General features: G+C 62.7%; 14 protein-coding genes. 5 read left to right on the top strand and 9 right to left on the bottom strand.

The window, feature by feature from the left end:
* Positions 1-6: 6 nt before the first annotated feature.
* Entirely contained in the window at positions 7-1110 is a 1104-nt protein-coding gene (locus VGD10_RS01010) for a hypothetical protein (RefSeq protein ID WP_331038926.1), read from the bottom strand.
* Between the two features lie 170 nt (positions 1111-1280).
* Here VGD10_RS01010 and VGD10_RS01005 point away from each other — a divergent pair, with 170 nt between their 5' ends.
* Positions 1281-1547, top strand: coding sequence for a hypothetical protein (locus VGD10_RS01005; RefSeq protein ID WP_331038925.1), 267 nt, complete (start codon positions 1281-1283; stop codon positions 1545-1547).
* Positions 1548-1598: 51 nt separating this feature from the next.
* Here VGD10_RS01005 and VGD10_RS01000 read toward each other — a convergent pair whose 3' ends face one another.
* Positions 1599-1847 carry a hypothetical protein gene (locus VGD10_RS01000; protein ID WP_331038924.1) on the bottom strand — a complete coding sequence of 83 codons (249 nt, stop codon included), beginning with the start codon at positions 1845-1847 and terminating at the stop codon, positions 1599-1601.
* Between the two features lie 291 nt (positions 1848-2138).
* Here VGD10_RS01000 and VGD10_RS00995 point away from each other — a divergent pair, with 291 nt between their 5' ends.
* Positions 2139-2969 (top strand): class I mannose-6-phosphate isomerase, encoded by an 831-nt coding sequence (locus VGD10_RS00995; RefSeq protein ID WP_331038923.1) that lies wholly within the window; start codon positions 2139-2141, stop codon positions 2967-2969.
* Here the strand turns inward: VGD10_RS00995 and VGD10_RS00990 are convergent.
* From VGD10_RS00990 to VGD10_RS00980, 3 genes are read right to left on the bottom strand one after another with little or no spacing between them, the layout of a single operon-like run.
* Positions 2966-3766 (bottom strand): tryptophan 2,3-dioxygenase, encoded by an 801-nt coding sequence (locus tag VGD10_RS00990; protein ID WP_331038922.1) that lies wholly within the window; start codon positions 3764-3766, stop codon positions 2966-2968. The two genes, VGD10_RS00995 and VGD10_RS00990, sit on opposite strands and share 4 nt — an antisense overlap.
* A gap of 16 nt (positions 3767-3782) precedes the next feature.
* Positions 3783-5873 carry a bifunctional (p)ppGpp synthetase/guanosine-3',5'-bis(diphosphate) 3'-pyrophosphohydrolase gene (locus tag VGD10_RS00985; protein WP_331038966.1) on the bottom strand — a complete coding sequence of 697 codons (2091 nt, stop codon included), beginning with the start codon at positions 5871-5873 and terminating at the stop codon, positions 3783-3785.
* Between the two features lie 49 nt (positions 5874-5922).
* Positions 5923-6210, bottom strand: coding sequence for a CC_3452 family protein (locus VGD10_RS00980; RefSeq protein ID WP_331038921.1), 288 nt, complete (start codon positions 6208-6210; stop codon positions 5923-5925).
* A 118-nt stretch (positions 6211-6328) separates the two neighbouring features.
* On the opposite strand from VGD10_RS00980, the gene VGD10_RS00975 reads away from it, so the two are divergent.
* Complete coding sequence (locus tag VGD10_RS00975; RefSeq protein ID WP_331038920.1) at positions 6329-6790, top strand: helix-turn-helix domain-containing protein; 462 nt, start codon at positions 6329-6331, stop codon at positions 6788-6790.
* Here the strand turns inward: VGD10_RS00975 and VGD10_RS00970 are convergent.
* Positions 6787-7362: a methylated-DNA--[protein]-cysteine S-methyltransferase gene (locus VGD10_RS00970; protein ID WP_331038919.1), complete on the bottom strand. Its 576-nt coding sequence runs from the start codon at positions 7360-7362 to the stop codon at positions 6787-6789. The two genes, VGD10_RS00975 and VGD10_RS00970, sit on opposite strands and share 4 nt — an antisense overlap.
* Positions 7363-7380: 18 nt before the next feature.
* Positions 7381-7722 carry a DNA-directed RNA polymerase subunit omega gene (gene rpoZ / locus VGD10_RS00965; protein ID WP_331038918.1) on the bottom strand — a complete coding sequence of 114 codons (342 nt, stop codon included), beginning with the start codon at positions 7720-7722 and terminating at the stop codon, positions 7381-7383.
* Positions 7723-7842: 120 nt separating this feature from the next.
* Between rpoZ and VGD10_RS00960 the strand changes: the two genes are divergently transcribed.
* Positions 7843-9018, top strand: coding sequence for a phosphatidylserine/phosphatidylglycerophosphate/cardiolipin synthase family protein (locus VGD10_RS00960; protein WP_331038917.1), 1176 nt, complete (start codon positions 7843-7845; stop codon positions 9016-9018).
* 3 nt (positions 9019-9021) lie between these two features.
* Here the strand turns inward: VGD10_RS00960 and VGD10_RS00955 are convergent, their stop codons facing one another.
* Positions 9022-9639 carry a methyltransferase gene (locus tag VGD10_RS00955; protein WP_331038916.1) on the bottom strand — a complete coding sequence of 206 codons (618 nt, stop codon included), beginning with the start codon at positions 9637-9639 and terminating at the stop codon, positions 9022-9024.
* Between the two features lie 98 nt (positions 9640-9737).
* Here VGD10_RS00955 and VGD10_RS00950 point away from each other — a divergent pair, with 98 nt between their 5' ends.
* Positions 9738-11072, top strand: a complete 1335-nt coding sequence (locus tag VGD10_RS00950; RefSeq protein ID WP_331038915.1) for an MFS transporter — start codon at positions 9738-9740, stop codon at positions 11070-11072.
* Here the strand turns inward: VGD10_RS00950 and VGD10_RS00945 are convergent.
* The coding region (locus VGD10_RS00945) for an AAA family ATPase (protein WP_331038914.1) at positions 11035-12519 on the bottom strand (1485 nt) is incomplete at its 5' end. The genes VGD10_RS00950 and VGD10_RS00945 overlap by 38 nt on opposite strands.

The raw sequence follows: 12519 nt of genomic DNA, 5'->3' as shown, positions 1-12519 counted from the left end.
GTCAGCCTAGCCCAGCACACAAGTGATGACCCGCCGCTCGCCGCGCTCCACCATGCCGCCCCGATGAATCCCCTTGGTGTCGAACAGAACGATCGAACCCCTGGGGCCGGTGATGGACCAAGCCGCCTTGACGATCTCGTCGCTCGCCGGATGCTCGTCCGGCAGGTCGTTGCCGAACGCGCCTTTCTGCCTGAAGCGCGTCGGCAGCGCAGCGAAATGGCGCCGTGATTTCGCATCGGTGTGGGCAAGGCCGTTATGATCGTTCGCTTCGCAGATGAAGTCGTCGAGACGCGACAGGCGGAGCCGATGGGACCCCAGCACATAGCCGAAGGGGCCGTTCGACGCATCCACGTCCGACATGTAGATGATCGCCTTGAGGTCTCCGCCCGACGCGTCCCTATGGAAATAGGCAGCCTTTGGCAGGCGCTTCGAGGAGATGTCGGGGAATATGTCCCGCCAGAAGCTGTCGCTCGGATCGTTGATCTGCGGATTGACGTCGACGAGGCTTGCCTGTCGGCCCAGATATTCGGACGCGGCAGCCATTATGCCGGCATCCTTCAGGAACGCTTCCACCGTCGCGAACAAGGCAGCTTCCTCCCGGCGATCGGCATGGAAGCGCGACTCCTCGAAGTGCCTTTTGCCTCCGGCGCGTGCCGCTCTCGCTTCCTGAAGCTTCGCGAATGCCCCGGCGGCCGCGGCTTCGACGGGGGCGAGCGCGGCCGGGGACGCGGCGGCGACGACGCAGCCGTCCGTCGACAGCGTCCGCGCCGCGGGCAATGTCGCGTTGCCGCGGCGGCGCGGGCGAACCGAGATGTTTCGGAGGCCCGCCGCCACGAGGCGCAGGCGCCCCTTGATATCCCGCCGCATGCGTACTTCGTTGGGAATAAGTTCGTAGTTGATCAGCCGCTTTCCGGCCAAAGGGAGCAGACTTCCGAGAAAGCGCGCCGTGGCCGCGGCCCTGACCCCCATCGGCGGCTTCCGTGCGAATTCCGCGTAAGCGGGATGCTCCGCATAGGAGATACGCTGGGGCGCCGGAACGCGATCGACCCGAAAGCGCGCCAGGTCAGCCGGCGCCGGGCTGAAGGTGAACAGGTCGGCCTTCGATCTCATGTTGGATTCTGCAAACGCCGCTTACAAAAGTGAGATAATTTCTTTCTTCCTAACGATGCGGAGCTTTCGCGTCCAGCGAGTGATCGATTAGGATAAACGGTCGAGCCCGCTTTCCGTTCTCACCTATTGGCCTGATGTGCTAAGCGTTACATTTGGAGAGGGCGTCACTGATGAGCATCGCTGCAAAGAGCTTCATGCGACCAGATGAGCTGCAGTTCGTCTTTGTGTTTGAAGATTGCTGCGGTTTCGGCATCATTGAAACGGCAGAGCTATGGGAGAAACCATGTCTGCCCGGCGAAGACGCATCCTATCTCTGCTATCCCACAGTGATAGGAGAAAAGCGTTATAGGACGCTGACGAACGCTTTAGAAGAATTGAAGCTAAGATATCGGTGGGCAGTCGGAGACTGCGAGTTGCGGCGGAAGCCAGCAGATTAACAAAAAAGGCGGCCGTAAAGCCGCCTTTCTTATTGATCTAAGGCAAGGGTCTCAGGGGCTGTCTGGATCATCATCGTTATCGAGAACAACGAGGATGCCTGCCACGATAGCCGCGAGAGCCAAAAGCGGAATGATAACTCCGCCACCAAGGCTGCTCCCATCCTGCTGATCGGCACCGGCGCGCGCAGCAGTAGCCGTGCCCACCGAAAGCTTCGACGCATCAGCAGCGTGAACGAGCGTCGGCATCGCCACGATCGATGTCATCAAAGCTGCTTTGAGTGCTAACTTTCTAACGCTCATTCTACACTCCCTTTAAACTCATATTTATGTGCTGCAAATCTGCAGCACGCCCCTACTGCCGAACATTTATCGTCGGCATTGGCTAATGTAAACCCCCGGCACAGGAAGTTTCCGTTTCCTAATTGCATTCAGCCGGGCAGATCGTCAATTGGCTAGAGTGGCGGCTCGGAGCGAAATTGCCTAGTGTTGCACGAAAGCATCGATCATGGCTGCCGGCAACGATCATGGCTGCCGGCAAAGTGCCTTCAAACTGTCCGCACCGGCTGTTAGAAACCTGTTCGGGAGACGAGCTTGCCAATAACTGCGCTGCAACCGAAACCTGTGCCACGGGTGTGGGGCCGCAGGAACATCGAACCTTGGTTCGACGTCGGGCCAACCGCCGACCCAATCGGCGAAATTTGGTTTGAAGGCGATGGAGCGTCGAGGATCCTAGTCAAATATCTATTCACATCCGAGCCGCTCTCGATCCAAGTTCATCCGAATGACGTACAGGCACAGGCTCGCGGCCTACCCCAAGGCAAGGATGAGGCATGGCTGATCCTTCAGGCTGAGCCCGACGCAGTGATAGGCCTCGGCCTAACCAATAATGTCTCGGACGCAGCTCTGAAGAATGCGGCGCTGGATGGAAGCATTGAGCAGCTCGTCGACTGGAAACCAGCTCGAAGGGGGGAAATCTACTATTCTCCGGCAGGGACAGTGCACGCGATAGGGGCAGGCCTAACAATTATCGAAATTCAGCAGAGCACCGACCTCACCTATCGTCTTTACGATTACGGCCGACCGCGCGAGTTACATCTGGATGATGGAATCGCTGTAGCTAATCGTGCACCCTATTCGCCGCCTTTCAAACGCGAGGAGATCGGCCCAGGCAGACAGCTCGTTGCAAAAGGACCGCCTTTCATGTTGGAGCTGTGGGAGGGCGAACGCGACTTATCGGTGAATCTTAAGTCGGGGCAGCAACTCACGCTCGTTCCGTTTGCGGGAGAGGCGTCGTGCGGCGGCATGCGGCTCCGAGCGGGCGGCGTCTGGCAATCCGACGAGCCATTCTCGCTATTGCTCAGCAGGGACTGCCAGATGCTCGTTGGCTATTCGGGCGGCGAGCTGATCGAATTGGACGTTTAGAGGCTTGTGCGAAGTGACCACAGCTCGGGAAAGGCTCGCTTCGGCAGCGTAGACTGCAGATACGCTAATCCTGCCGTCCCCCCTGTCCCACGCTTTAATCCAATAATGCGCTCCACCGTCACCAAATGCTTGTGGCGCCAAGTGGCCAGAGCGTCGTCTATGTCGACCAGCTTTTCGGCGAGTTGATAAAAGGGCCACAAGCGCTCCGTATTCAGGTAAACCTCAGCCCAGGCCGCCTCCACCGCCTCCGCAGGCTCGTACTTCTGGCTCCAGTCCCGCTCAAGCAGTTGGCTGGGAAGCGCAAAGCCCGCCCGTGCCATTGCGGCGTTGGCTTCGTCCCAGACGCTCGGCGCGCGCAGCGCCTCTTCCAGTGCCACATACCATTGCGACTGTTTGTCCTGATAGCGGAGGTGGGCGCCATCCTTGATGCCGAGCAGGTATTCCATCTGCCGAAACTGTGCGGACTGGAACCCGGAGCTCGAGCCCAGCACATCGCGGAATCGAGAATAATCCGCTGGCGTCATCGTCGCGAGCACGTCCCAGCTGAGCGTCATCACCGCCTGTATGCGCGACACGCGCGACAGGCTCTTATGGACCTCGATCAACTTGTCGGCGCGGATCAGATCGCGCGACAGCTTCAGCTCGTGGATGATCTGCTTCAGCCAGAGCTCTTTCGTCTGGTGGATGATGACGAACAGCATCTCGTCATGAAGGTCGGAGATCGGGTGCTGTGCTGAGAGAAGCTGGTCGAGGGCAAGATAGCCCCCATAGGTCATCGAAGCAGGCGTATCGGTCATGGGCCGGCAGCCTAGGCTAGAGCCGCTCCGCCGTCGATACCACGTCGGTGGCGCGGAGGGCAGCGAGGATTCGCATAAGGTGGGCGACGTCGTGCACCTCGATGTCGAAATGGAAGGTGTGGAAGCTGCCGTCGCGGCTCACCTGATCCATGCTGACGATGTTGGCGCCATGATTGCCCATCACGCCGGCGATGATCGCGAGCGAGCCGGGCTGATTCTTGATGACGACGCAAAGCCGGGCCGCGCCGCCGTCCGATTCGTCGCCCCAGGCGAGGTCCACCCAGTCGGCATCCTGGCCGCTCGCCAACTGCTCGCAGCCGATCGTGTGTACCTCGATCCCTTCGCCCTCGCGGCGGAGGCCGACGATTCGGTCGCCCGGGATCGGCAGGCAACAATCGGCAAGCTGGAATGCGACGCCGGGCGTGAGTCCTTTAATGGAGATGGCCTGCCGCTGCGGCGGCGGCTTCACGCCTTCCTTGATTGCGGAGCCGGGCATCAGCGCTTCCATGACCGCGACATCGTCCACCCGCTTCAGCGCGATCGCTTCCATCAGGGCATCGTCATCATGGAGGTTGAGGCGTCGCAACGCCTCGGCCATCGCCTCCCACCCGAGCGGAGCCGGAAGCCGCGCGACGATCTCGTCGTAAATTTTGCGGCCGAGCGCGATCGTCTCCTCCCGCTCCTTCGACTTCACGAAGCGCCGGATCTTCGCCCGGGCCTTCCCGGTGACGACGAAGTTCAGCCAAGCCGGTTGCGGATGCTGCGCCTTTGAAACCAAAATCTCCACCTGATCGCCATTCTCAAGCGGCGTCCGGAGCGGCATCACTCGGCCGTTGACCTTCGCCCCCACCGTCTGGTCGCCAAGATCGGTGTGCACCGCATAAGCGAAATCGACCGGCGTTGCGCCTTTAGGCAGCTGGATCAGCTCGCCCTTCGGCGTGAAGGCGAAGATCCGGTCCTGGTACATCGCCATGCGCGTATGCTCGAGCAGCTCCTCCGCGCTCCCGGCATGGTCGAGGATTTCGACAAGGTCGCTGATCCAGGGATGCTGGTCCTCGGCCTCGTCCTTGCCCTCCTTATAAGCCCAGTGGGCTGCAAGGCCGTGCTCGGCCTGCGCATGCATTTCTTTCGTGCGGATCTGAATTTCAATTCGCATCTGCTCGTCGTGGATGACGGTGGTGTGGAGCGAGCGATACCCGTTCCGCTTCGGCGTGGAGATGAAATCCTTGAACCGGCCTGGCACCATCGGCCAGCGCTGATGGATGATGCCGAGCGTTCGGTAGCATTCCTCGATTGAGTCGACGACGGCGCGGAACGCCATCACATCCGACAATTGTTCGAAGCTCACATGGCGTTCCGCCATCTTGCGCCAGATCGAATAGGGATGCTTCTCGCGGCCCTGCACCTGCGCTTCGATGCCGTTCGCCTCCAGATGCGCCTTCAGCCCGCGGCCGATCCGTTCGATCAGATCATCGCCGCCGCCTTTGTGAAGCTGGTCGAGCCGTTTGGATATGGACGCATAGGCGTCGGGTTCCAGCACGCGGAAGGCGAGCGTCTGCATCTCCGTCATGAACTCGTACATGCCGATCCGCTCGGCGAGCGGCGCGTAGATATCCATTGTCTCGCGCGCGATGCGGCGGCGCTTCTCCTCATTCTTGATGAAATGAAGCGTCCGCATATTGTGGAGCCGGTCGGCAAGCTTCACCAGCAGCACGCGGATGTCGCCCGACATGGCGAGCAGGAATTTGCGGAGATTCTCCGCCGCACGCTGACTTTCGGACTGGGCCTCGATCTTCGACAGCTTGGTGACGCCGTCGACCAGGCGCGCGACGTTGGGGCCGAAATGCTTCTCGATCTCCTCCGGCGTCGCGACCGTATCCTCGATGGTGTCGTGGAGGATGGCGGTGACGATGGTCTCGTCGTCGAGCCGGAGGTCGGTCAGGATGCCGGCCACCTCGATCGGATGGCTGTAATAAGGATCGCCCGATGCCCGCTTCTGGCCGCCATGCGCCTTCATTGAGAAGACGTAGGCGCGATTTATCATCGCCTCGTCCGCGTCCGGATCGTAGGCCCTTACCTTCTCCAGAAGTTCATATTGCCTCAGCACCGCACCAACATTGGGTGCGGTGCTGCGGCGTTGCAATGCAAAAAGGGTGTCAGCCTGCGCGAGCGTTGCACTTTTGCAATTCGTCCGGCGGCAAGGCAGTTCCACCAGCCGAGAAGCTGGCGAGCGGCCCGACCTTCCTCGCGAGTGCGGAGCACACGATGCCTGGACGGCTGTGATTCTTGGCTGCCGAACATCCGGCATCATCACAGTTCCACAGCATGTCGCGAACGATCAGCCGATCGGAGGTCCGCTTGGCGATGGGCTGCGCATGATAGTGAGAAGTCGCAAGAGCAGGCGTCGCGACAAAGATGAGCGAAACGATAGCTGCACGAAACATGATCTTCCTCCTTGATCCAGTTTCTGATTGCAACCTATATCCAGTTCAGTTTTTGTTTGCAACTATGTTTTGTCCGCCGTTGTGCGTTTCTTGAAAATAGGCGTAGGGTCAGACCTCGATGAAGAACGATTTCAAGAAGGCGCTCCTTGCCGACTGCGCGATCCCAGCGGCGCTGGAGGCGGTAGGGGAGCGCTGGTCCTTCCTGATCCTTCGCGCCGCCTTCAACGGCCTCGCCCATTTCGAGGAATTCCAGTCGACGCTCGGCATCGCCCGGAACATCCTGTCGAACCGGCTTGCGCGCCTCGTCGAGCACGACATCCTCCAGCGCGAGCCCGACCCCGGCGACCGGCGAAAGATCGCCTATCGCCTGACCGACAAGGGCCGCGAGCTCCTCCCCGTTCTCATAGCGCTCCGCCAATGGGGCGAGCGCTGGGTGTCCGGCGTTCCAAGCAATCCGGTTCTCGTCGACCGGGAGAATCGCCGCCCGATCGCGCCGATCGCCGTCCGCTCCGCCGAGGGCCGGCTGCTGTCGCTGCCGGAACTGGAATGGGTGGACCGCTCCGAGGTGCGGCCCGCCTAGGCCTTAGCCTGCCAAGGCAGGTGCTCGAACAGCTCCGGCTGGCTCCCGCGTTTCGCCCGCTCTATCTCCAGCATCTTCAGCTTCGTCGATGCGCCGCCCGGAGCGGAGAAGCCGCCGCTCTTCCCGTTCGAGCCGAGCACGCGGTGGCAGGGGATGATGATCGGAATAGGATTGCGACCCAATGCCGCGCCGACGGCACGCGCCGCGCCGGGTGCCTCCAAGGCAGCCGCGATTTCCCCATACGTTCGGGTCTCGCCGGCGGGGATGCGGAACGTCTCCTCCAGAACTGCGCGCTCGAAGTCGCTGAGGCCGTCCAGCTGAAGCACAATGCCTGCGAAATCCTCCGCCACCCCGTTAAGGAGGCGACGAACGGCTTCTATGACGGCTTCGATCTCGGGAGGAGGCGGCGCTTCTTCCGCCTCCGGGAACCGCCGCTGCAGAGAGGCGCGCAGCCGCTCATTCGAAACCTCCGAAAGCGCGCTGCCGATCACGGCCGTGCCGCGCCACACAATGGCGCAGCGGCCGATCGGCGTATCGAACAAGGAAAAGGCGGCTTGGATCACTCCTGCCACCTTACCTCATCTAAAAGCTTATTCGTAGTCGCCTGCGAGATTGGTGTTCCGCGGCGGCGCGGCGGCGGTGAGGCGAAGCGCCTCGGCCGATGCGCTGAGGCTGCCCACTTCATCCACCTCGTCATCGTCGTCCTGCTGGACGCGCTGCAAATTGGTGACCAGGGCTTCTTCGAGATGCTTCGGACGCACCGTCTCTTCGGCGATCTCGCGGAGCGCAACGACCGGGTTCTTGTCGCGATCACGGTCAATTGTGAGGTCGGCGCCGCCCGAGATCTGACGCGCACGCTGGGCCGCGAGCAGCACCAGATCGAACCGGTTCGGGATCTTGTCGACGCAATCTTCGACGGTTACGCGCGCCATGGAGCACTCCGCTTGAGCTAAAAGCTTTGGGAAAGAGCGAGGCACCTAAGCGTTAGGTCCCCCGATGTCAATCTTTCCGAGGGGTTGCGCTTGCCTGCCACCGCCATACATGCAGTGCCGATGGCGGACGCGAGCCCTCCCCAGAAAGCCCCCGCCGTTACGGCGGACGTGGCGGGAAACCGCCTCACGCTTTTCGCTGACGGCCCAGAGCGGCTCGAGGCGCTGATCAACCTGATTGAGAGTGCCAAGGAAAGCCTCCGCGTCCTCTATTATATCTTCAAGGACGACGCCTCCGGCCGCCGCGTTCGTGACGCGATGCTCGCCGCCTGCGCGCGCGGCGTGAAAGTCGACATCCTAGTGGATGGCTTCGGCAGCGACGCCGCCAAGGACAGCTTCTTCCAGCCGCTGATCGACAGCGATTGCGGCTTCTGCCGCTTCGAACCGAAGCTCGGCCGGCGTTATCTACTCCGCAACCACCAGAAGCTTGCGCTCGCCGACGAGCGGGCAGTGCTGACCGGCGGCTTCAATGTCGAGGACGATTATTTCGGCACCGCCGAAAGCGGCGCCTGGCGAGATCTCGGCCTCCTGGTCGAGGGGCCGAGCGTTAAGTGCCTCGCCGGCTATTTCGACGCTCTGTTCGGCTGGGCCAAAAAGAAGAATGCCCGCATCCGCGAACTCCGCCGCATGCTGAGCACCCATAGCGAGGATACGGGGCCGCTGCGCTGGCTGTTCGGCGGCCCGACCCGCCGCCTCAGCCCTTGGGCGAAATCGGTGAAGCGCGACATGCTCCGCGCAAAGCGCCTCGACATGATCGCCGCTTACTTCTCACCGAGCCGTACTATGCTCCGCCGCATCTACGGCATCGCCAGCCGCGGCCGGGCGCGGATCGTCACCGCCTCTAAATCCGACAACAACACGACGATCGGCGCCGCCCGCCATACCTATTGGCGGCTCCTGAAGCGGCGGGTGGAGGTCTACGAATATCAGCCGACCAAGCTCCACACGAAACTTATCGTCATCGACGACGTCGTCCATATCGGGTCAGCGAATTTCGACATGCGGAGCCTCTATCTCAACCTAGAAATGATGCTCCGCGTCGAGGATGCCGCCTTCGCGGACGAAATGCGCCGCTTCATCGACGGCGAGATCGCCGAGAGCAGGCGGATAAGCCGCGAAGAACATGCGCGGCACAGAAGCTGGTTCAACCGGTTGAAATGGAGCGTCGCCCACTTCCTTGTGACGACGCTCGACTACAACGTCTCCCGCCGCCTCAACTTCGGCCTCGAGGGCCGGTAGCGGCTAGTCCTTCCAGGCCCAGAAAAGCGTCGCCGGCGGCACATTCCGCCACTCGAAGCCCTTGTCGATTCGCTCGAAATGAGGCGCGATGAAGTCCCGCACCTTGGGCGAGAATTGATAGACAAGGAAGGCGCCGCCCGGCCGGAGCGTGTCCGCCGTCGCTTCCGCGATCCGCGGGCCTACGCCCGGCGGCAGGGTCGAGAAAGGCAGGCCCGACAGGATGTAATCCGCCTGCGGATGCCCGGCCGCCTCCATGATCTCGCCGACGTCGGCCGCCGATCCGGTCACCGCGATCAGGCGCGAATCCCGGAATTTGCTGTTCAGATAATCGGTGAAGTCGGCATTGGTATCGATGGTCAGCAAGGTCGCGTCCGGCGCCAGCCGCTCCAGGATATGCTGCGTGAAGGTGCCGACACCCGGGCCATATTCGACGAAGAGCTTGCAATTCGCCCAGTCTACCGGGGCGAGCATCTTATCGATCAGGATCTTCGACGACGGGATGACCGAGCCGACCATGACTGGATGTTTGATGAAGCCCCGAAGGAACTGCCAGGCGGGTCCGCCCGCGGACCGGCGGCTGAATCCCCTGTCCTGTCGCGCTTGATCGGCCGAAAAGGTCATTATCGATCCCGTGAAAATAGGTTTGAGCTGCGTTGGCAAATCAACGCCCCGATGGCAAGGGCGGGGCATGCGTTCATCCGGGGCTCAGCAGTTTCGGGATGGACCGCATCTTTTCCGGGACCTTTCCCATGGCCGAGGCGAACAAAAGCAGCAACGAAGCGGCGTCCGCGCTGCCGCGGGATCGCTTCGCCCTGCTCTTCGCGGTCATGCTGGTGGCGGCGGCAGGCAATACCGCCATGCAGTCGCTGATGCCCAGCATCGGCCGCAATCTCGGCATTGCCGACCTTTGGGTCGCGGTCGCCTTCAGCCTTTCCGCCGTCCTCTGGGTGGTGGCGGCGCCGCACTGGGCGCGCCGCGCAGATCATCGCGGCCGCCGCGCACTGATGCGGCTGGGTCTCTACGGCTTTATCGCCTCGATGCTGATCTGCGGCATCGTCGCGGCGGCGGGCCTTCACGGCTGGCTGGCACCCGGTATCGTCTTCATCATCTTCAGCCTCGGCCGCGGCATCTACGGCTGGTGGGGATCGGCCTCGCCACCCGGCGTCCAGGCCTATGTCGCCGCCCGCACGGAGGGCGAGCAGCGCACGAATGCGCTGGCGGCGATCGCTTCCTCGTTCGGGCTGGGAACGATCATCGGTCCGGCCATCGCTCCCCTGTTCGTGTTCGAGCCGCTAGGACTTGCCGGGCCTTTGATCGTCTTCGCTCTCATCGGGATGGTCGTTCTCGCCGCCCTCATCCTCCATCTGCCGGACGACACGCCGAAACGCCCCGCCCGGGGACAGGTGGTCGACTATCCTACGATGGGCGGCGTCAACACGCAGGCGCCGCTCGTGGAAGAGGTGCAAGCCTCCGCCAAGCTTAGCTGGAACGACCGACGTATCCTTCCCTGGAACATCATCGGCGTCGTCGGCGGGCATGGCTACGCGGCATTACTCGGCGTGATCGGCTTCTTGGTGATCGACCGCCTTTCCCTGCAGCCCGAACATGCGCAGCAGTCGATCGCCATCGTGCTGATGGCCGGCGCCGTCGCTACCCTGCTCGCTCAATGGTGGCTGATCCCGCAGCTTCATCTCTCGCCGGCGTCGCTCGTGCTTTGGGGATCGCTGCTGGCGGCCGTCGGCTCGGCGCTTACGGGCGTCGTGGACGGCGTCTACGGTATCACCATGAGCTTCGCCTTGGCGTCGCTCGGCTTCGGCCTCTATCGGCCCGGATTTACTGGCGGGGCGTCGCTGTCGGTCGCTCCGCACGAGCAGAATGCCGCCGCGGGAATGGTCACATCGGTGAACGGCCTCCCGTACATTGTTGGGCCGGCCGTAGGCGTGGCGCTCTACGGGCTCTGGATGCCGCTGCCGTTTCTCCTGACCGGCGCGTTGATGGTCGCGCTCGCTTTCTGGGTCAGTCTTCGCTTCCGCCCTTCGTCCCCCGCGGCGTAAGCATTCCGGGCGATATGAAGCCGATGCCGGCATTCGCTGCCCGCGCATCCTGCTTTATGTGGGCCTGGATGGCCTCATATTCGCGCTCCATCTCCTCCGTCACCGAAGCGCGCGTTTCCTTCAATGCCCGCTCGAAATGATCGGCAGTGACGGTCTGGGCACTTAGCGAGTCCCGTAGCGCGAACAGGCCGGCCCGCCGGACCAGATCCTCGAGGTCCGCGCCCGTGAAGCGCTGGGTTCGCTCGGCAAGGGAATCCAGATCGACACCCTCGGCAAGCGGCATCTTCTGCGTCTGGATATCGAGAATGCGTCGCCGCCCGGCCGCATTGGGAACGGACACGTAGATGAGCTCGTCGAACCGGCCGGGCCGAAGCAGAGCGGGATCGATCAGGTTCGGACGGTTGGTGGCGCCGATCACCACCACCGATCCGAGCTCTTCCAACCCATCCATCTCCGCAAGGATGGTGTTCACCACCCGTTCGGTCACCTGCGGTTCGCCCATGCCGCCGCCGCGGGCTGGGACGAGGCTGTCCAGCTCGTCGATGAAGATCACGGTCGGCGCCACCTGACGCGCGCGGGCGAAGAGGCGGGCAATCTGCTGCTCCGATTCCCCATACCACTTCGACAAAAGGTCGGATGATTTGGTGGCGATGAAATTGGCCTCCGCCTCCCGCGCCGTCGCCTTGGCGAGCAGGGTCTTACCCGTCCCCGGCGGACCGTAGAGCAGGAAACCCTTGGCGGGCCGGATGCCGAGCCGCTTGAACGCGTCCGGGTCCTTCAGCGGCAGCTCGACGCCTTCGCGCAGGCGCTCGGCCGCATCGTCGAGGCCGCCCACATCTTCCCAGCGAACGTTCGGAGCCTGCACCATCACTTCGCGCATGGCGGACGGCTGCACCCGCTTCAGCGCCTCCTCGAAATCGGCGCCGGTGACGGACAGTGTCTCCAGCACCTCCGGCGGGATGGTTCCCTCTTCGAGGTTGATCTTCGGCATGATGCGCCGCACCGCTTCGATCGCCGCCTCACGCGTCAGCGCTGCAAGGTCCGCGCCGACGAAGCCGTAGGTCCGCCGAGCAAGCTCGGGCAGGCTGACGCCGCCGTCCAGCGGCATGCCGCGTGTGTGGATGGCGAGGATCTCGCGCCGGCCATTCTCGTCCGGAACGCCGATCACAATCTCCCGGTCGAAGCGGCCCGGTCGACGCAGCGCCTCGTCGATCGCCTCCGGCCGGTTGGTAGCGGCGATCACGACCAGGTTCGCGCGAGGTTCCAGCCCGTCCATCAGGGTCAGCAGCTGCGCGACAAGGCGCTTTTCCGCTTCGCCCGAAACCTGGCCTCGTTTGGGCGCAATCGAGTCCACCTCGTCGATGAAGATGATCGAGGGCGCACTCTGAGTCGCGTTCTCGAACACTTCGCGAAGCGCCTTTTCGCTCTCGCCATAGGCAGAGCCCAT

This window comes from Allosphingosinicella sp. (assembly GCF_036402135.1).
GTDB lineage: Bacteria > Pseudomonadota > Alphaproteobacteria > Sphingomonadales > Sphingomonadaceae > Allosphingosinicella.
Note: the sequence above shows the minus strand (reverse complement) of the source record. Positions and strands in the feature narration are given on the sequence as shown.

Excerpts from the sequence above, each read along its gene's own strand:
- VGD10_RS01010 (WP_331038926.1), bottom strand. The coding sequence starts at position 1,110 with ATGAGATCGAAGGCCGACCTGTTCACCTTCAGCCCGGCGCCGGCTGAC.
- VGD10_RS01005 (WP_331038925.1), top strand. The coding sequence starts at position 1,281 with ATGAGCATCGCTGCAAAGAGCTTCATGCGACCAGATGAGCTGCAGTTC.
- VGD10_RS01000 (WP_331038924.1), bottom strand. The coding sequence starts at position 1,847 with ATGAGCGTTAGAAAGTTAGCACTCAAAGCAGCTTTGATGACATCGATC.
- VGD10_RS00990 (WP_331038922.1), bottom strand. The coding sequence starts at position 3,766 with ATGACCGATACGCCTGCTTCGATGACCTATGGGGGCTATCTTGCCCTC.
- VGD10_RS00980 (WP_331038921.1), bottom strand. The coding sequence starts at position 6,210 with ATGTTTCGTGCAGCTATCGTTTCGCTCATCTTTGTCGCGACGCCTGCT.
- VGD10_RS00975 (WP_331038920.1), top strand. The coding sequence starts at position 6,329 with ATGAAGAACGATTTCAAGAAGGCGCTCCTTGCCGACTGCGCGATCCCA.
- rpoZ (WP_331038918.1), bottom strand. The coding sequence starts at position 7,722 with ATGGCGCGCGTAACCGTCGAAGATTGCGTCGACAAGATCCCGAACCGG.
- VGD10_RS00960 (WP_331038917.1), top strand. The coding sequence starts at position 7,843 with ATGGCGGACGCGAGCCCTCCCCAGAAAGCCCCCGCCGTTACGGCGGAC.
- VGD10_RS00955 (WP_331038916.1), bottom strand. The coding sequence starts at position 9,639 with ATGACCTTTTCGGCCGATCAAGCGCGACAGGACAGGGGATTCAGCCGC.
- VGD10_RS00950 (WP_331038915.1), top strand. The coding sequence starts at position 9,738 with ATGGACCGCATCTTTTCCGGGACCTTTCCCATGGCCGAGGCGAACAAA.